Origin of the sequence: Segatella copri (assembly GCF_015074785.1) — a bacterium.
GTDB lineage: Bacteria > Bacteroidota > Bacteroidia > Bacteroidales > Bacteroidaceae > Prevotella.
In genome coordinates, this window is record NZ_CP042464.1 from 903,471 (window position 1) to 921,330 (window position 17,860).

12 protein-coding genes are annotated in these 17,860 nt (G+C 46.4%); 5 read left to right on the plus strand and 7 right to left on the minus strand.

The window, feature by feature from the left end:
* Positions 1–98 precede the first annotated feature (98 nt).
* The gene (uxaC, locus tag FO447_RS04010; protein WP_119227416.1) at positions 99–1,502 is read left to right on the plus strand and encodes a glucuronate isomerase; all 1,404 of its coding nucleotides are present in this window, start codon (positions 99–101) and stop codon (positions 1,500–1,502) included.
* Positions 1,503–1,607: 105 nt separating this feature from the next.
* Entirely contained in the window at positions 1,608–2,927 is a 1,320-nt protein-coding gene (locus FO447_RS04015; protein ID WP_200757788.1) for a YihY/virulence factor BrkB family protein, read from the plus strand.
* Positions 2,928–3,116: 189 nt separating this feature from the next.
* Here the strand turns inward: FO447_RS04015 and FO447_RS04020 are convergent, their stop codons facing one another.
* Positions 3,117–3,713, minus strand: coding sequence for a phosphoribosyltransferase (locus FO447_RS04020; RefSeq protein ID WP_200757789.1), 597 nt, complete (start codon positions 3,711–3,713; stop codon positions 3,117–3,119).
* A 181-nt stretch (positions 3,714–3,894) separates the two neighbouring features.
* On the opposite strand from FO447_RS04020, the gene FO447_RS04025 reads away from it, so the two are divergent.
* Positions 3,895–4,794, plus strand: coding sequence for a YitT family protein (locus FO447_RS04025; protein WP_117693158.1), 900 nt, complete (start codon positions 3,895–3,897; stop codon positions 4,792–4,794).
* Between the two features lie 96 nt (positions 4,795–4,890).
* On the opposite strand, the gene FO447_RS04030 is transcribed toward FO447_RS04025, so the two are convergent.
* Genes FO447_RS04030 through FO447_RS04055 form a run of 6 tightly spaced genes read right to left on the minus strand, consistent with a single transcriptional unit; the run spans position 4,891 to position 14,605 of the window.
* On the minus strand, positions 4,891–6,216 hold the full coding sequence (locus FO447_RS04030) for an IPT/TIG domain-containing protein (protein WP_200757790.1): 1,326 nt from the start codon (positions 6,214–6,216) through the stop codon (positions 4,891–4,893).
* Between the two features lie 50 nt (positions 6,217–6,266).
* Positions 6,267–7,616 carry a TlpA family protein disulfide reductase gene (locus tag FO447_RS04035; protein ID WP_200757791.1) on the minus strand — a complete coding sequence of 450 codons (1,350 nt, stop codon included), beginning with the start codon at positions 7,614–7,616 and terminating at the stop codon, positions 6,267–6,269.
* A gap of 27 nt (positions 7,617–7,643) precedes the next feature.
* Positions 7,644–9,200, minus strand: a complete 1,557-nt coding sequence (locus FO447_RS04040; protein ID WP_200757792.1) for a PKD-like family lipoprotein — start codon at positions 9,198–9,200, stop codon at positions 7,644–7,646.
* Positions 9,201–9,218: 18 nt separating this feature from the next.
* Positions 9,219–9,983 carry a DUF4843 domain-containing protein gene (locus FO447_RS04045; RefSeq protein ID WP_200757794.1) on the minus strand — a complete coding sequence of 255 codons (765 nt, stop codon included), beginning with the start codon at positions 9,981–9,983 and terminating at the stop codon, positions 9,219–9,221.
* A gap of 55 nt (positions 9,984–10,038) precedes the next feature.
* Positions 10,039–11,487, minus strand: a complete 1,449-nt coding sequence (locus tag FO447_RS04050) for a RagB/SusD family nutrient uptake outer membrane protein (RefSeq protein ID WP_200757796.1) — start codon at positions 11,485–11,487, stop codon at positions 10,039–10,041.
* A 10-nt stretch (positions 11,488–11,497) separates the two neighbouring features.
* A complete protein-coding gene (locus FO447_RS04055; RefSeq protein WP_234699056.1) occupies positions 11,498–14,605 on the minus strand; it encodes a SusC/RagA family TonB-linked outer membrane protein in 3,108 nt (1,035 codons plus the stop codon).
* Positions 14,606–14,743: 138 nt separating this feature from the next.
* Between FO447_RS04055 and FO447_RS04060 the strand changes: the two genes are divergently transcribed.
* Entirely contained in the window at positions 14,744–16,441 is a 1,698-nt protein-coding gene (locus FO447_RS04060; protein WP_118082171.1) for an ISL3 family transposase, read from the plus strand.
* A 179-nt stretch (positions 16,442–16,620) separates the two neighbouring features.
* A complete protein-coding gene (locus tag FO447_RS04065; RefSeq protein WP_117664388.1) occupies positions 16,621–17,847 on the plus strand; it encodes a transposase in 1,227 nt (408 codons plus the stop codon).
* Positions 17,848–17,860: the final 13 nt, after the last annotated feature.

Genomic DNA, 17,860 nt, shown 5'->3' on the forward strand with positions numbered 1-17,860 from the left:
TATTTCGCTTAAACGATTCTTTTTTCCGATATTTGTTGTATCTTTGCGCTACAATTTGAAATGTATAAATAAACATTTAAAAACTACGATAACGAATTATGAAGCAATTTATGGATGAAAACTTCCTGCTCGACACCAAGACTGCACAGGATCTTTTCCACAATCATGCGGCTAAAATGCCAATTATCGATTATCACTGCCACCTCATCCCTGAGATGGTAGCCAATGATCACAAGTTTAAGAGTATTACAGAACTTTGGCTCGGCGGCGACCACTACAAGTGGCGTGCTATGCGTACCAACGGTGTAGATGAGCGTTTCTGCACAGGTACTGATACTAGCGACTGGGAGAAGTTCGAGAAGTGGGCTGAAACAGTGCCTTATACTTTCCGTAACCCTCTCTATCACTGGACTCACCTGGAGCTCAAGACTGCTTTCGGTATCAATAAGCAGCTCAGCCCTAAGACAGCCCGTGAAATCTACGATGAGTGTAACGAGAAGTTGCAGTTGCCTGAGTTCAGCGCTCGTGGCTTGATGCGTCATTATAACGTAGAGTGCGTTTGTACTACAGACGACCCAATCGATGACCTGCGTTACCACAAGCAGACCCGTGAGAGCGGTTTCGAAATCAAGATGATTCCAGCTTGGCGTCCTGACAAGGCTATGAACATCGAGAAGCCAGATTTCGCTGACTATATGAACAAGCTCGGTGAGGTAGCAGGTGTTAATCTCGTTACATTCCAGGATATGGTAGATGCTTTGCAGAAGCGTCACGACTTCTTTACTGAGAACGGCTGTAAGTTGAGCGACCACGGTATCGAGGAGTTCTACGATGAGCCATACACAGATTCTCAGATTGAGACGATCTTTGCCAAGGCTATGCGTGGCCAGCAGCTTTCTGCTCTCGAAATCCGTCAGTACAAGCATGCATTCCTCAAGGTTTGCGCTGAGATGGATCACGCTGCCGACTGGACACAGCAGTACCACTATGGTGCTATCCGCGACAACAATACACTGATGTACAACAAGCTTGGTGCTGATACCGGTTTCGATTCTATCGGTGAGTTCACTACAGCCAAGGCTATGAGCAGCTTCCTCAATGAGCTCAACATGGAGGGTAAGCTTACACGTACTATCCTCTATACATTGAACCCATGCGCCAACGAGGTAATCGCTACCATGCTCGGTAACTTCCAGGATGGTTCTTGCCCAGGCAAGATTCAGTTCGGTTCTGGCTGGTGGTTCAACGATCAGCTCGATGGTATGACTCGCCAGATGAACGCACTCTCTGTATTGGGTCTCCTGAGCCGTTTCGTAGGTATGTTGACCGACTCTCGTTCATTCCTCAGCTACCCACGTCACGAGTACTTCCGTCGTTTGCTCTGCAACCTCCTCGGCAATGATGTAGAGAAGGGCTTGCTTCCTAACGACATGGAGAGCCTCTCTCGCATGGTAGAGGATATCTCATACAACAATGCTCGCAACTACTTCAAGTTCTATTAATCTATAGAACAGAAGCAATTTATACTAAGACAAATCCCTTCACGGCATCCCGGTGGTGTTGTGGAGGGATTTGATGTTTTATTCTGAAACCAATACTTTAAGCTTATGGGGGTAATAGACAGAATACTAGGTTTTTACGAAGATATCAGAGAGTTCAATTCTTCTAATATCAAAGACTTCCGGGGCAGACTCAAGTCTTGGATCAAGATGGGTATGCTTGCCGGTCGCATCTTCTATCTCAAGGATATGTGGGCAAGGGATGTGGCTGCCTTGACTTTTGCCTCCTTCATGGCTCTGATACCTTTCATGGCTATGATGTTTGTCATAGCCCGTGGTTTCGGCTATGCCTCTCTGCTCGAATCCTGGCTCTCTACCACCTTCGAGGCACAGCCCGTTGTAGCGCAGACCATCGTTAACTTCGTTCACAATTATATTGAGAATACACAGAGCAACTACATCATCGGTACGGGTATCGTGATGTTTCTCTATACCATCGTTTCGCTGATGCAGAAGATAGAGCTTACCTTTGATGACATCTGGCATACGGGCGAGCGTTCGTGGAAGCAGATTGTTACCGAATATCCTACCATTCTGTTTGGTCTGGGACTGCTGATACTCTTTGCTTCCAGCATCAATGTATGGACGGTGAATATGGTGGATAATGTAGACAGGATAGCGGATATCGGCGATACCATTCCTTCGTTCATCCTCCATCTGGCGGCTTTTGTTCCGATGTTCCTGTTCTTCGTGTTCTGCTATTATGTCATCCCGAATACCTATATCCGGGTTCGCAGTACCCTGATTCCATCGTTCCTGGCGGGTGTCTGCATGACGGCACTTCAGTATGGATATATCTATCTGCAGGTTTTTCTGTCCAGCTACAATGTCATCTATGGTTCGCTGGCAGCCATTCCGCTCTTCCTGTTATGGCTTCAGATTTCGTGGGCTATCGTAGTGTTTGGCGCCTTGCTTTGCCATACCAACCAGAACATCCATTATTATGATGGTGATTTGCAGTACGACCATCTGAAACTGGTGCAGCGCATCAAGGTTTGTGGGGTAGTGATGCATCTGGTATGTCGTCGGTTCAATCAGGGCGAACAGGCGTATACTCCGAAAGAAATTCATGATTTAACGAAGATACCTCAACAGATTGTCAACCAGTCGGTTAAGGAGCTGTTACGTGCCCGTTTGCTGGTAGAAATCCGGAATGGTAAGAAGAGCAGTTTTGAGGAATCGGTGGTTCTTCATCCGATAGAGAAGATAGAGCATCTTACCTATGGTGTGATGATAGAGCGCCTCTTCGGTTATGGCGAGGATATCTCAAGCCTGGCCGCATTGGAGTCGGATATGGCGATGTGGAAGGATATCGACATCGTGAATGCAGAGTTTATAGAAAAGGGAAAGCAAATCGCTTTCTGTTGAAAAAAGGTAGTTTCGCAAGTTCAGAAGTTAAAGGAGTTAAAGGAGTTAAAGGAGTTAAGGAGTTAAGACGTATGTCTTGCTGTTTGAAAAACTACGCCAAAAAGACTATTGTCTTAACTCCTCAGCGACCGTAGGGAGCGATAACTCCTTTAACTCCTTTAACTTCCTGATATGCGAAAGTAAAATATCTTATTTCTGGTCATATCCGTCAGAAATCTTTTTTCCCAGTGCTAGCGCCAGTTCAACCTTGGCACCATATCCTTCCAGCTGGTCGGCAAACTTGGCTACCGAATTGCCGGATGCGATGATGTCATCAAAGAGAATAATCTTTTTGCCCTGGAAGAAAGCCTCGTCGATATGGAGTTCATCTACAGGATCGCCATCTTCATCTACATCATGCGTGTAGCTGAAGGCAGGGTAGGCGTTGGTCATGCCCGTAGCCTTGCATATCTCCTCGCTGAACTCCTTGAAACGGCGCTTGGTATGCGCCTCAAGAGCTGCAGGAATGCAGACCAGGGTAAACTGTGCTGCCTCTTCGCCCAAAAGACTCTTCAGCTTGTCTGATACCATTTCGATAGCCTTCTTCAGGGCTTCCTGATGGTCCATCTCCGTAGTGAGCTCAGAGTTACCTTTAAAGTTGACGATAAAGTCGCGTTTTTCCCATTCCTCTGCTGTGAGTTCAAAAGTACCGAAGGCGCTGAATGCAGCGTAGTCGACAAGCCATTTGTAGTGCAGTCCGTTTTTCAGGACCGGCCACGAGTTGATTTCATTTTCGTAATTAGCCATAGACTAGAAATTTTTGATTATTAATAATGCATAGTTTCTGCAAAAATAGGAAATCTTTTCGAATTAAGGTGCCGGTTTCATAAAAAAGATTGGTTTTTTAAGTAATATTTCACGTAGCTGCCTTTTTTTTACTTATTTTTTAGTACCTTTGCACCGCATTTTAAGAAATACGTATATTTATATGACGAGAAAAACAAAACTTCATGAAATCCGCGACTACGTTATCATTGCCCTGGCGATGATAGAAGGTAGTATCGGTTTGAACATCTTCCTGCTTCCCAATCATATCACGATGGGTGGTGTAGGAGGTATCGCTTCTATCCTTTGCTGGGGATTTGGCATCCCGGCATCTGTATCTTATCTGGCGCTCAATGTGTTCCTGCTTCTCATCGCATTCCGCATTCTGGGCTATAAGTTCTGTCTGAAGACCATCTATGGTGTTGGTATCTTTGCCTTAACCACCCGTCTGATTGAGACGCATACGGTAGGCATGACGCCGCTGCTTCACGACCAGCCGTTCATGGCAACGGTCATCGGTGCGTTCTTCATGGGCAGCAGTGCCGGTCTGGGTCTTTCCTGCAATGGTTCTACGGGTGGTTCTGATACCGTAGCGGCGATGATCAACAAGTATTGGAACATTTCCCTGGGTCATGCCATCATGATTTGCGACCTGTGTATCATCACCAGTTCTTATCTGGTATTGCGCGATTGGGAGATGGTGATTTACGGTTATGTCTGCCTCTTTGTGCAGTCGCTCTGTGTAGATCATGTGGTGAATGCGTTGCGCCGTTCGGTTCAGTTCTTCATCATCAGCGACAAATATCTGGAGCTCAGTGCAGCCATCAATACCGCTGCCGACCGAGGTTGTACGGTGATGGATGGTCATGGCTGTTACAGTGGCAAGGATGTCCACATGCTCTTTGTATTGGCGCGTCAGCGCGAGTCTCAGAAGATATTCCGTCTTATCGACGAGATAGATCCTACCGCCTTTGTCAGCCAGAGTGCCGTCATCGGTGTTTATGGCGAAGGTTTCGACCGTTTCAAGGTAGGCAAGAAGATAGGTTTGCCGAAGAAGAAATAGTTTTAGATAGAAAAAGCCCGATAGGAGAGCGTTACAGCTTCCTGTCGGGCTTTGATTATTGTGTATCGTTTAAGCAATTTGTAAAGGCTTAACCGATTACTTGTTCTTGTACTTGACAACTACCTTGTTGGCATAAATGCCTTGTGCCTGTGAAATGGCAGCACCTGTGCTCTGTATGGTCAAAGCGTTGTTCTCAAATGAACTCTCAATACCTGTTGTGGCTTTGATCATTTCTCCTGTCTCCATATCCTGATCATCAGCAACTACCTGATTTGGAACATAGGTAGATACCTTTACGTTGCGGTTGAGAAGGAAACCAAGGAATAAGTCATCACGGCTCATTAACCAGCTAAAGGTGTTCAGCAAATAATAAGGCTCTACGGTGTTTGGACATGTACGGATACTCTTATTTGTTGTGAACTCGTTAGTTAAACTTAGAGTATAAGCAGACAAGTTGCCATCAGTATAAGTGCTCAGGAAATTTACATCAGCATCATCTGCTGCACCTACCTGCTTAACGCTTGTTAGGTAACCGTTTGCATCGTAGCTCCATGTATAAGTTACATCTTCGCCTGTCATCATATCCATACCTGTACTGCTGATAACGCGACCCTGGTCATCAAGAGTATAAGTATAAGGATTATTCTCTACAGAAACAGTTTTCCCGTTGTAATTGAAAACCCAACCAAGACTACCATTAGAAGTAATTTCCTTGAGAGTTCCATCTTCATTGTAAGACATGTTGAGAGTTAAAATGCCTTCTTGAAGACCCAAGTATGGGGCATACATGTTGAGTGCCGTATTATCTGATACAGTAATGCTCTCAATCTGGCGTTTCTGGAAGGCATATACCTTACCCAACTCCCAAGAAGCATTGCCGCGAACCAGAGATACGGCATATTCGCCCTCTGCCAAATCAGCAGGAATAGTAACCTTTACGCCATCAGAAGTAACTGTTGTCTCTAATGTCTTGTCACCAACTACAATCTTGTCGCCCTGGGCAAAACCGATACCGGTAAGGGTTACTTCCTCGCCAATACCCATCTCGCCTGGCAATGACAAGGTAGAGATTGGGTTGTCAGCTGCAAGAAGAGTCATGCTGCCCAATGTCCAGCTATCATTACCTGTCTTCAATACTACATTTACCTTACCTTCAGTCATGGTGTAAGGAATGGTGAAGGTTGCACCGTTAGAAGACATCTTGGCATTGGTGTTAACCTCAGTTACCTGCTCAGGCTGGAGATAAAGAGTCTGACCAGCAGCGAAACCGCTACCCTGTACGGTTACCTCGGCACCAATCTTTGCAGAAGTTGGAACCACTGCATTGCTTACTGGGTTAGTAGGCCCATCGTCGTCTGACGAACACGCTGAGAAAGTGATGAATGCACAAAGCATCAACATCATTGAAATCAATTTTTTCATAGTGCTGTATTTTAATTAATTAATAAATAAATTGTTTTAAACTCTAATTCTTACAAGCCAGGCTGACTGTTCAGAATCTTTTCTGTGTCCTCGCTTGAAGGACGGGTCATGTCTGGATTCACGATTCTGCCGTTAGGATCGAGGAGGATGAAGCGAGGAATGCCGCTGATGCGGTAATCGCTCTGGAACTTGCTGCCCTTACCGATATAAAGTTGGGTACCGCTCAGTGTACCGCTCTTAACCCGGGCTGCCCACTTCGCCTTGTCCTGATCGATAGAAAGACCTACGAAAACGATGTTTCTGCCCTTGAACTTCTCTTCCAGTTTCTTGAGGAATGGCAACTCCTTCTGGCATGGTCCGCACCAGGTAGCCCACATATCTATATATATGTACTTGCCGCGGAAATCACGGAGCGTCATCTCCTTGCCGTATACATCTACACCCTTGAACATAGGTGATGGACGGCCCACAGCCGCCTTGTCCCATTTGGCACATGCCTTCTTGAAGATTTCATTCAGGCGAGGCGATGTAACATAGGTATAGTACAGATTCTGCAGATCGGTGATGTTCTCCACGCCATTACCTTCAACATAGGTGAATGCCAGAAAATGAATCAGCGATTCGCGCACCTTGTCGCTCTTCGTATTCTCGCCGATATAGCTCATCTCTGCAAGCACCTTTGGATAGAGTTGGCGGATGTTCTTTCCCGCTTCATCAAATACATGGGCTGTCTCAATCATATAGTTGCGATACTCATCGTTGTCGGCGAGATCATCATCCTCCTTCACATACTGGCGCAGGGTATCGTAATAGTCCTTACCCAATACCAGAGTGGTATCCTGAGTGAGATAAGTATGACTTACCGGATACATCAGGAAGGCATTGGCATAGAAGTAGGTAATTCTGCCTTCTTCCATCTTCAGAAATTTGTCGTCGGCAGCAAACTTGCGTGCTTTCAGCAGGCGTTTCATCGAAGCGATCTTTTTGTCAACGGTAGCCTTAAACTCGCTCCAAGGCTGGCTGTAAGCCTCATTAGGCAAGCCGGTTAACTGAATCTTGTTCAAGTAATCGATAGCCTTCTCGTTGCCGCCCTTCACGGCGAAGGTGTTGTCGAAATTGTTGGCATCGAACGAGATGGTTACATCGTCGCCCTTCTGAAGATACACGTTCTTTGTCTTCTCGCCATAATAAACGTTGGCGTAGAGAGCATCCATGCCGTCGAGCTGCACGGTAGCCTTTCCGTCGGTCAGTGGAAATTCGTTGACGCTCATGTGGTAGACGAGTACCACATTAGAGAGCACCGGATTCTTGACGTCAAATCTAACGGTGATGCCCTCAGCTGCGTGCATGTTCACTGCAGCAAGCAGGAACAGAAGCAATGATAATATTCTATTCTTCATTTTTACTTTCTTTTTTTAAGTTGATGATTAGTTGGTACGCTCACGGTAAGTAGCATCTACTATCTTGCCGAAGCCTGAATAGCTGGTAGGTGTAACCTTAGAGAAATCGCCCTCTGCGCTCATGCCGTCGTAGATGCGGAGTGTGCCCGAACCATTGCTGTTCTCTGAACCTACGATGAGATCGTAATCATGGGCTGAAGCTGAATTCTGATAGAAATTAAACTTCATCATCGTGATGGTTTCGCCGTTGAAACTGAACTGGCGCTCTGCCTTCAATGGTTTCTCCGAGAGGTTTACGCGATAAACGGTACCGCCTACAGCATAATACATGTAGTTCTTCTGCGAACTGAAGGCGAAGCAAGAGGCATTGGCGATGTCTTTGCAGTCGCTCAAGTCGCCGTAGTAAGCCTTACCCAGTGCAAAGGTGCAGTCGGCATAGCAGAGCATATCACCCAGCTGAATGCCATACAGTTCAAACTTCTTTCCGCTGCGCAGGATGGTATAGGTGATGCCCATCTTGGCATTTCCCGGGTCGTACTTGGTATTCTCCATATATACAAAGTCCATGCCTGTAGGGTATTCGCTGAAGGCTTTTCCTGTTACCATATTCGATCCCTTGTATCCGGTAGCTATCTCTTCCATATCCTTCATGCTGTGATAGGAAACATCAGAGAGCGAAAGGCCTGGTAGGAAAGGACAGCAGGACATGAAGCACTTGTTCACATTATCATAAAGCAGATAGATAGATGCGTAAGAGGATGCTCCGATGTTGGCTCCTACAGCTGGTGCAAGAACAGGCTGCTTGTTGACGGCAGCGAAGAGTCCCTGGATACCCATGTTGGATGCCGAATATGCATAGCCGTTGCTCACAATCATTCTCATCATGCCGCTCTGGTCGCATACCATGCTCTGTGGCTTCAGATTGGTCTGCTTGGCTACCTCGTACTTGAAGTCGTAATCCTTCTGCCATACAAAACTGTTCTTTGACAGACGGGTGGCTCCGTCGGCTGTAAAGAGATAGAAAGGAGAGTCGGAATGTCCGCTGTTTGGCGCATACTGGATGTTGTATGGATGATTCAACTCAGGCATTCCGCTGGTCTTGAGGATGTCGAGATAGGTTTTACCTGTAACCTTCGATATCATGTCGAGACGGGTCTTGCCGTTCACATCACAGAGCACCATCCAGCCTTCTGAAGAGGTATCGCTCACAGTGAGTGTATAGCTCTGCTGCCAGAAGAGTCCGGTCTTCTTCTCTGTTGCGGTGAAGTAGAGGGTATATTCTCCTGCAGGAAGCGTCATTTCCTGCACGAGATGTTTTTCGTTGCCAAGTACAGTCACCTTGTTGTCACCCGACTTATTGATGACCTTCCACTCGTAGTTGTAGGCATCGAGGTCGGTGATGTTATCGCCCAGATTCGGGTCGAGGTCGATGTTGGCATGGGTGAGTACCGAGATGGTCTCAGGTACGCCGGTGATAGTAGGCTCGTTCAGACTGTGATAATCGTAGTTGCCCTCATCTTGCGAGCATCCTGCCATCATTGTAGCCATCATCAGAGCCGCTGCCATTATTTTATAATTTCTCATAATCTTCCAGTTTTTTTTTTATTCTCCATAGAAAGCCAGCGCATTGCCCTTTGCATCGAATGCATCGGCATCGTATGCCTCGCCGTTGTTGCGAAGTTTCTGCTGCTCTCTCACATAACTCTGCATCTCAGAACTTACATAGCTCTGCATGGCAAGCGTCATCTTAGAATCGTCGTTGAAATCGGCTGGGTCCAGGTCGAGTACCTTACAAGCCAGTTCGAACTTCTGCTGGGTGAAATCGCCGAGCAGATCGGTCTTCCATGCCTTTGGTGCCGTGGTAAACTTGTCAGAGAAGATAATCTGATAAGAAAGGGTAGAAACCACATCGCCGTTGGCTGTCGTCTCTTCGGTAACGGGAAGTGTGAAGTTCTCGTTAGGCTGCAGACTTACCTGTATATGCTTCTCCTGAGTTTTCAGGATGGCAGTACGTTTCAGCGTAATCATATATTCCAGTACGGTTTCGCCCGCTGGCATCTCAGCCTTTTCCGGCAGGATGTAGTCTGTGCCTTCCTGTGCATCCTCCGAGCAAACCATTAGGGCTATCTCGCGAGGCTGGTCTGTAGGACGGCCTACCAGCTGTATCTTGACAGGCACCTGCATCTCATCGCCTTTCTGATAGACAAAGGTCACATTGGTGTTTGCCTGTAGAATATTGGTGTTGGAGCGATTGTTCAGGTAAACACCGTTAATGTTCTGAAAAACATCCGGTTCCTGTTCGCTACATGAGCCTAGAGATAGGGCCGCCATCGCTCCAATCAATAGAGTCTTTATCTGATATTTCATATAAAAATCGTATATAATTAGTCTTAACTATAAACTCTCAACTGTAAACTGTTAACTAGTTCTCTGTCTCTGAGTCAGGTAGTGGAACCACGAAGATGAGGTCGCTTGCCTTTGGATTCTTGTTCGCGTTAGAAGAGGTGATGATGTCGCTGTTCAATCGCTTGTAGAGATAAAACAGCTGGCCTTCGCCATACAACTCGCGGATGTACTCATACTTCAGCAAATCAGGAGTCAGAGTCTGAAGGTTTGCTACACCGCGGTTTCTGCGTAGGGCATTGACATACTGTACTCCGTTAGCCAGGTTGTCGCTCTGGCTCTCGGCTGCAATGAGGAACATCTCACCCAGACGTATCATCGGAATCATCGTGTTCTGGATACTTCCGTTAGCCACCATATCGCTATACTTGTAGAAATAACGGTTGCTGCCTGTTGCTATCCAGTTGGCACGGTAACGGTAGTCGTCCTGATAGCCGCCGGTTGTTGCTGCACCGCCATACACGATGTTGCTCATCAGGTTATCGTCCATGCGGAACACATAGTTTGGCAATCGTGACGGATCGTAGAAATTCTTGTGAATCTTGCTGCGGCTGGTGTTGGTCAGTGCAAACAGAACCTCTGAAGAGAAGATGCGGTCAGGGTCGGCTGGCGAACCTATAACCAGACTCTTGTCTACGAATGGGAAGATGCCCTGGTCGGCAGTCTTGATGACATCGGTGGCATACTTGAACGCTTCGGTCTTATTGCCCATATAGAGATTCACACGAGCCAGAAGGGCCTCTACGGCATAGTAGTTGAGTCGGAGAGCACGGTAGCGCATGAAGTTGCTGGTACCGTCCTGCGAACCGCTCATCAGGGTTCCTTCTGTTTTAACCGGGTCGTTGGCAAGCAGGATGCGGGCTTCCTCTAGGTCGGCAACCACCTTCTCTGCCACCTCCTTGGCTGTAAGGATAGGCTCCGGACTGTTGGTCTGCTTATTATAATAAGGTATCGCCTTCTTCTCGCTGTCCTTGGCATAAACCGGACCGAAGAGGCGCAGCATGTCGAAGTGCAGCATCGCTCTCAGTGCCAGTGCTTCTCCCTTTACGGCATAATAGTTGCCGCCTGTAAAGAGACCTTGGTTCTGGTCGATACTTTCCAGAATCTTGTTGCAGTTCAGAATCAGCGCATAAGCCTTGTTCCAGGTCTGGTCCAGGCGGTTGCGCCAGTATTCTGTGCCATACTGGTAGTTGGAGAGGTCTTTGTAGTTGCCCCATACGCTGTTGTCAGTACCGATGGCGTATGCACCACCCATCACCTCAATCATCTCTACCGACAGCGACTGACCGTAGAGTGCATCGCTGTTGAGGTCGATGTAGATACCGTTGAGCATTTTCTGGTAGCCTTCTTCTGATTTCTGAAGCTCGCCCTCCGATATCTTGTCGTATGGTTTCACTTCCAACCAGCTGTCGCACGATACCATCATCGTGCTGCAGGCTAAAATCATTGTATATAATATCTTTTTCATTGCGTTCTGTTTAGAATGTTGCACCTATTGAGAATGACACGGTACGGGCAAAAGGATAGTCGATGCCTCGCTCTGCCTTCACGGTAGACCAGCGGAAGATGTCGTTCATGTTGGCCTGAACTGAGAGTGCCTGCATGCCAAACTTCTTGGCGATGTTGAGCGGAAATTCGTAACCCAGATTGATTGACTCGCACGTAAGTGTATTCTCATCCATTACGAAGCGGGATGACTTGTCGGTCTTCTGTACCATCGAGATGCCCTTGAACTGGGCATTGCGGTTGTTGATGCTCCAGCGGTCGTAGAGGGCACGGCGGTCCTGGTTGTTGTAGATGTCGGCAGTTCCGATGTTCTCTACCTTGTCGAAGAGCGAACTGTTGAAGAGCTGACCGCCATACTGATAGCGGAAGAAGCAGCTGAATGAGAATCCCTTATAATAGAAGGTGGTTCCCAGCAGTCCCTCTACATCCGGTTCGGTATCGCCGCATACTACCTCGTCGCTGGCATCATAGGTAAACGAATAGGTGCCGTCGCGCTTGATGAACAGCTCCTTACCTGTGGCAGGATCGATGCCCGCAGAGCGTACTGCCCAGATGGCTGTAGGACTTCCGCCGTCGTAATAGCGGGTGGTGTTGTGAAGACCGGTCTTTCCGCTCTCGTTCAGTGCGCTGAAGGCATTGCCTATGTTGGCATATTTCGACTTGGAGTGGGTGGCACTCAGCGAGATATTCCAGTTGATGCGCTCATGAGGCATATAAATAGGAGAGAACTTGATGGTGGCTTCCCATCCGTTGGTCTTCTGCTTACCGGCATTCAGAGCCTCGCTCGTTACACCCATTGAACCTGGGGTGGTGATGATGGCGAGCAATGGGTCGGTGTTCTTGATGTAGTAATCAAGCGTCAGATTCAGTCGGTTGCCCAGCGTGGTGATATCGGCTCCCACGTTGTAGTTGATGGTCTCCTGCCATGCCAGATCGTTGTTGCCCAAGCTGTTGATGATGACACCGGTACCGAATACGTTGGTCATCAGACTGTTGAACATATAGGTGGTATAGGCCTGGTAGGCAGAGAAGTTCTGGTTGCCCGGATTACCCACAGAGGCACGCAGTTTGAGCATCTGGAAAATGCCGTTCTCCTGCATCCACTCTTCGTTGTGGATATTCCAACCCAGACCTACTGACCAGGTGGTACGGAACCGGTTGTCGGTGCCAAACATTGAGGCACCATCGTTGCGCAGGTTGAAGTCCAGCAGATAGCGGTTGTCGTAGGCATAGCCACCGTTCAGATAGAAACTGGAGGCATGCTTGATGTTTTCGCTGTAGCTTGGTTTGCCGCCTGTAGGGTAGTTGTTGGCAAAGGATGGGGCATCAAACTGGTCGTCGGTAAAACCGGTGGCTGAGTAGCCATTGGTCTTGCTGGTGGTATTGCTGAAGTTGAAACCCAATACGGCGTTTATCTGATGCTTCTCTGCTATCAGCTTGCCGTAGGTGGCAGAAAGGTCGCCTTCGTAGTAGAGATATTTCTGCAGGCTGTGCTTGAACAGTCCCTTCTGGGTTGCTTCCTGGTCATCGAAATCGGTATGCTCTGGCGAGAGGCGCTGATCCTGGGTATCATCATACTTGGTGATACCGAACTTGCCACGCACACGGAGATCATCTGTAGCAAACCATTCGGCGATGAAGTTGTTGGTAAAGCCGAAACGCTGTCCCTTGTCGTAGTTGTTGAGATGCGCATTCCAGAGTGGGTTTGATACAGGGTTGTCATTCAGCCCCTCTTCCGGATAGTAAAGATACTTGTTGATCTTGCCGTCGGCACCATACTTTCTGTAATATGGGTTGGCATAGGCATATTCCGAGAAACTAACGGTCGGGTTGTTGGTCTCCAGATAGTCGATGGAGAGTTTGTTACTGAACTGGAATTTGCCGGTGCGGTAAATCAGGTCGAGGTTTCCGCCCAGAGTCTGGCGGTCTGAGCCCTTCATCACGCCGTTCACCTGTCCAAAGTTAAGTCCCAGTCCGTATCTCACGTTGCCTTCTCCACCTTCGGCATATACGTTGTGCTTATGGGTGAATCCGGTGCGCAGAGGCACACTGAGCCAGTAGGTATCTACGCCCTGCTCGATATCGCGCAGACGGGAATTGTAGAGATTATCCAACTTGATCTGGTTGAACGGATCATTGGTATTGTCCTTGTATACGCCTGCCAGTTTTTCGAACTCCAACTTTTCGCGGGAGTTCATCAGATTGTAGTCTGAAAGGTCAGCGAAATCCAGACTGTAGTCGCCCTTATATGAAATCTGCAGCTTACCCTTTACCGGTGCTTTGGTCTCGATAACAACCACACCGTTGGCAGCTTTTGAACCATAGATGGCTGTAGATGCGGCATCCTTGAGCAGCGTAACCGATGCTACGCGGTTCATGTTGAGGTTCATCACGGTTTCCAGGGTTGTTTCGAAGCCATCCAGAATAAAGAGCGGCTGGTTAGGGTCGGAACCGTATTCCTCCTTCAGTCCCGCCACGCTCGACTTGCCACGGATTTCCACGTCAGGCATCTTGTTAGGGTTAGATCCTGAGAGTGCGTTGTCCATAATCTTGAAAGATGGATCCAGGGTCTTCAGACTTTGGAGCACGTTCTGTGCACCTACGCTCTTGAGTTCATCGCCCTTGAAGGTAGCCGAAGAACCTGTAAAGCTTTCCTTCTTGCGTCGGTACACACCTGTAACCACCACATCCTTGATACTCTGGGCTTCAGATTTCATCATGATGCGGGCAAAGTCGCTATGGTTACTGCCTGTAAATCGGATTATTGTCTTTTTATAGCCGATGAAGGAGAGTACGATGTTGCACTCTTTCCTGACAGGCAGTTCGAAGTGTCCGTCGATGTCTGTCGTTACGGCGTTGGTTGTACCTTCGATAGCTACGGTTACACCAATCATGGGTTCATGGTCCCCGCTATCGAAAACTTTTCCCTCTATCACTCCTTGCTTGACAGTAATTTCTGTTTGGGCTGCTGTGTTCCCATTCACATTCTGTGCCTGTATCGAGGCAAGGGATGGAGGGGTGAGGCAACAACCTAGCAAAATCCAGCGGCAAGCGCTAGGGGTAAATTGATTTTTTTGCATAAAGTTTATTGGCTCTTCGCAAATTTTGGTGCACATAATGCCCAACTGCAGAATTCTTTAAGAAAGTTTTACATAAAATGTTAGCGATTGTCCGACAAAAAATGTAAGTTTATTAGTGTTCAAAAAATAAGACTTACAATGGAGACAATCGCTAACATTTGCAAAGGTACAGAAAATTTAGGAAACAACCAAACGGATTTAAAATTAAATGCTTTTGAAGTGGGAGAAAACCTCGTTGCTTTCCTCATCCCCCACTTTGCTAATTTCGTTATAATCAACTATACCATCACAGAGGATGAAGTGGCACTGACGCTAAAAAGCAAGTCTACTTGCGCTTGCTGTGATCGTTGCCATATCGAGACACATCATACCCGTGGCTGGCAAAAAAGGAAAGTAACCATGCCTCCGCTCGGTGGAAAACGTTTTACACTGATTTTGTATATGCGTAAATTTCACTGTAAGGCCGATGGTCATTTCTTTACAGAGCAACAGCCCGATTGGCTCAACAAGTATGCTAGATTTTCCATTGACTGTACAAGACTAATGAACCAAGTGCACTTACAGATGTCATCAGTCTCAGCTTCCAGAATATTGTCGGATATGGGAATACATTGCTGCCCCAACACATGTATCAATCATCTCAAGAATATAAAACTAGCTTCAGATAGGACGGCAACCAACATTGGTATAGACGATTTTGCTAAAAGGAAAGGCTATTCGTATGGTAGTGCCATCGTCAATCATGACACTGGTCAAGTGTTGGAATTGATTGATTCTAGAGACTCCGAAAAGGTCGCTGAAGTCCTGAGCCTCTATCATCATGTGTCCACCATCACTCGCGATAGGGGCAAGTGTTACATCAAGGCTATAAAGAAGGCTCTTCCTGCAGCAACTGTTGTCGCAGACAAATTCCATATTATGGAAAATTTGACGAAAGCACTTTTCCCACAAGTCCAAAGCCGCTTCTTGCATGAAAGAAAACGTTTGTTGGACAAAAGTGAAATTGGTCCCAAACCTCCAGTCTTAGATCAATCCTGGGTGCTACAAGGTATTTATGCATCTTTGGACTCAATGAGTAAAGACGTGGAAAAAGCTAAAACATTGGCTAAGCGGAAGTTGTGTCTTCAAATGCATGTAAATCAAGAGCTCTCTATAAAGGATATCCATGACAAAACAGGCTATAGCAGTTGCGAGATTAAGAAACTGCTAGATGCAACTTATGAGAGTTTTCTCAACCCTAGCCAACTATGGGTATATAAAAATGTGAAGTACATATCAGATAGAATCTTAGAGAAAAAGACTTTGGAATACTCAGGTGTGGTCAAGGGCGTTCATGGTTCGGGGAAAAAGTATGCAATGAAAATGTTGCTGTCCATTCTGAGGGAGAAATGGAAAAATGAATATGGGGAGTACAAAGAAAGAATGAGGAAATTTCTATCAAAAGAAAGCATACGAATGGAAGAGCATGATCTTTGGAACGCAATTGTACACTTTAATTCAAGACCAAAGACGGAATCTGTCAAGATTTTCATGCAACAAAAAAACATGTATGATTTGAAATACTTTGTCTCCACATTTCAAGGGATATTGAGTGGAGAGAACAAAATGGGACTATACAAATGGATAAATATGGCCATTGGATGTGGGGTGGATGGAATAGAAAAGTTTGCCATGGGTTTGCTTGACGACTACCAGGCCATCAAGAATTCCATTACCAGCAAATGGAACAATGGAATTCTTGAAGGAACGGTATGCAAGATAAAAACAGTAAAACGAATTATGGCAGGACGAGCCTCCATCACCTTGTTGGAGAAAAAGGTTGCGCTTAAGCTTTAGCACTATGTGCACCAAAATTTGCGAAGAGCCAGTTTATTTTTTCTTGTATTCTACAATACTCTGTTAATTCTTATGTAATCGATTGAAAATGAGAGAGTTAATTAACGTAATATAACTAATAAAATTTGGTTAAGTGGCTGATTATCAGTAACTTTATAGTTCTCTAAGCTCAAAGTTATATGACATCAGAACCACTCAACCAATATACGGAAATATGCAGAGATGCTATCAAAAGTTCATCTGCAAAGTTAAGCAAAACTTTCGAGAGTCTACTCTTGGAAATACTTTTATTGTACATGACGATACAAAGAAAGATAAATTTCACTCAAATGGAGCGTTACGGCACCCATTGTGAGCAGACCTACAGAACGAACTTCAACCGTGGTCGTGCTAAATGCATAGACTGGGTGAAGTTCAACCTTGCCCTATGCCGACGTTACTTGAATATGGATGGTCTATTGGCTATAGCCATCGATCCGAGCTACATCAGCAAGTCGGGTAAGAAGACTCCGCATATCGGTACTTTCTGGTCCGGTTGTGCAAGTTCCATGAAGCATGGGCTTGAAATCATGGGGCTTGCACTTGTCGATGTCCATGCCAACAGTTGCATGATGCTGCGCGCCCATCAGACTCCATCTACTGGAGAATTGAAAATGCGTAACATGACTCTCGTGCAACATTACATAGCGGTCATCAAGCGTTATAAGAAGGATTTGTTGAAGGTCACCGATATTGTTGTCGCTGACGCTTTCTTCTCTATCCGTCCGTTTGTGGACGGAATCAAAGAGTGCGGTTTCCATCTTGTCAGCCGCTTCAGGGATACTGCGAGCCTATATTATGTGTATACGGGACCTCGTTCCAATAAGCCTGGACGTCCCAAGACACTTGACGGAAAAATCAACTACAAGAAACTTGACCTCACACGTATGGCAGAGTTGCATATTGAAGGACTTGAAGGCACAGCCTACACACTCATAGCCTATTCAAAGGCATTGAAGCAGAAAGTGCGCCTTGTCATTTGGGTTATGCCGAACGGAAAACACAAGCTTTTCTTCTCAACAAAGACATCCATGTCGGGTGAGGAAGTGTTGCGCACATACCGCTCAAGATTCCAAATAGAGTTTTGTTTTCGCGATGCAAAGCAATATACTGGTCTTACGCATTGCCAAGCAAGACACAAGAACCAGTTGGACTTTTCCTATAATGCATCATTCGCATCACAGAATGTTGCGAAAGTGATGATGAAGGAAAATGAATTGCCGTATTCCATGGCTTCTTTCAAGGAGATTATGGCAAGCACATACATCGCTAAATTAATTTTCAACAAGTGTCGGAGAATACCGAACCGAAAGTTAATTAGTCATACTATCAAAGAACTCTTTGGCTGGCAACGTAAAGCTGCTTAGCCATTATCTCAAA

What these genes read in the sequence shown, in the direction of transcription:
- FO447_RS04035 (WP_200757791.1), bottom strand. Translation starts at nt 7,616, where the DNA reads ATGAAGAATAGAATATTATCATTGCTTCTGTTCCTGCTTGCTGCAGTG.
- FO447_RS04055 (WP_234699056.1), bottom strand. Translation starts at nt 14,605, where the DNA reads ATGCAAAAAAATCAATTTACCCCTAGCGCTTGCCGCTGGATTTTGCTA.
- FO447_RS04015 (WP_200757788.1), top strand. Translation starts at nt 1,608, where the DNA reads ATGGGGGTAATAGACAGAATACTAGGTTTTTACGAAGATATCAGAGAG.
- FO447_RS04045 (WP_200757794.1), bottom strand. Translation starts at nt 9,983, where the DNA reads ATGAAATATCAGATAAAGACTCTATTGATTGGAGCGATGGCGGCCCTA.
- FO447_RS04050 (WP_200757796.1), bottom strand. Translation starts at nt 11,487, where the DNA reads ATGAAAAAGATATTATATACAATGATTTTAGCCTGCAGCACGATGATG.
- FO447_RS04025 (WP_117693158.1), top strand. Translation starts at nt 3,895, where the DNA reads ATGACGAGAAAAACAAAACTTCATGAAATCCGCGACTACGTTATCATT.
- uxaC (WP_119227416.1), top strand. Translation starts at nt 99, where the DNA reads ATGAAGCAATTTATGGATGAAAACTTCCTGCTCGACACCAAGACTGCA.
- FO447_RS04030 (WP_200757790.1), bottom strand. Translation starts at nt 6,216, where the DNA reads ATGAAAAAATTGATTTCAATGATGTTGATGCTTTGTGCATTCATCACT.
- FO447_RS04060 (WP_118082171.1), top strand. Translation starts at nt 14,744, where the DNA reads ATGGAGACAATCGCTAACATTTGCAAAGGTACAGAAAATTTAGGAAAC.
- FO447_RS04020 (WP_200757789.1), bottom strand. Translation starts at nt 3,713, where the DNA reads ATGGCTAATTACGAAAATGAAATCAACTCGTGGCCGGTCCTGAAAAAC.
- FO447_RS04065 (WP_117664388.1), top strand. Translation starts at nt 16,621, where the DNA reads ATGACATCAGAACCACTCAACCAATATACGGAAATATGCAGAGATGCT.
- FO447_RS04040 (WP_200757792.1), bottom strand. Translation starts at nt 9,200, where the DNA reads ATGAGAAATTATAAAATAATGGCAGCGGCTCTGATGATGGCTACAATG.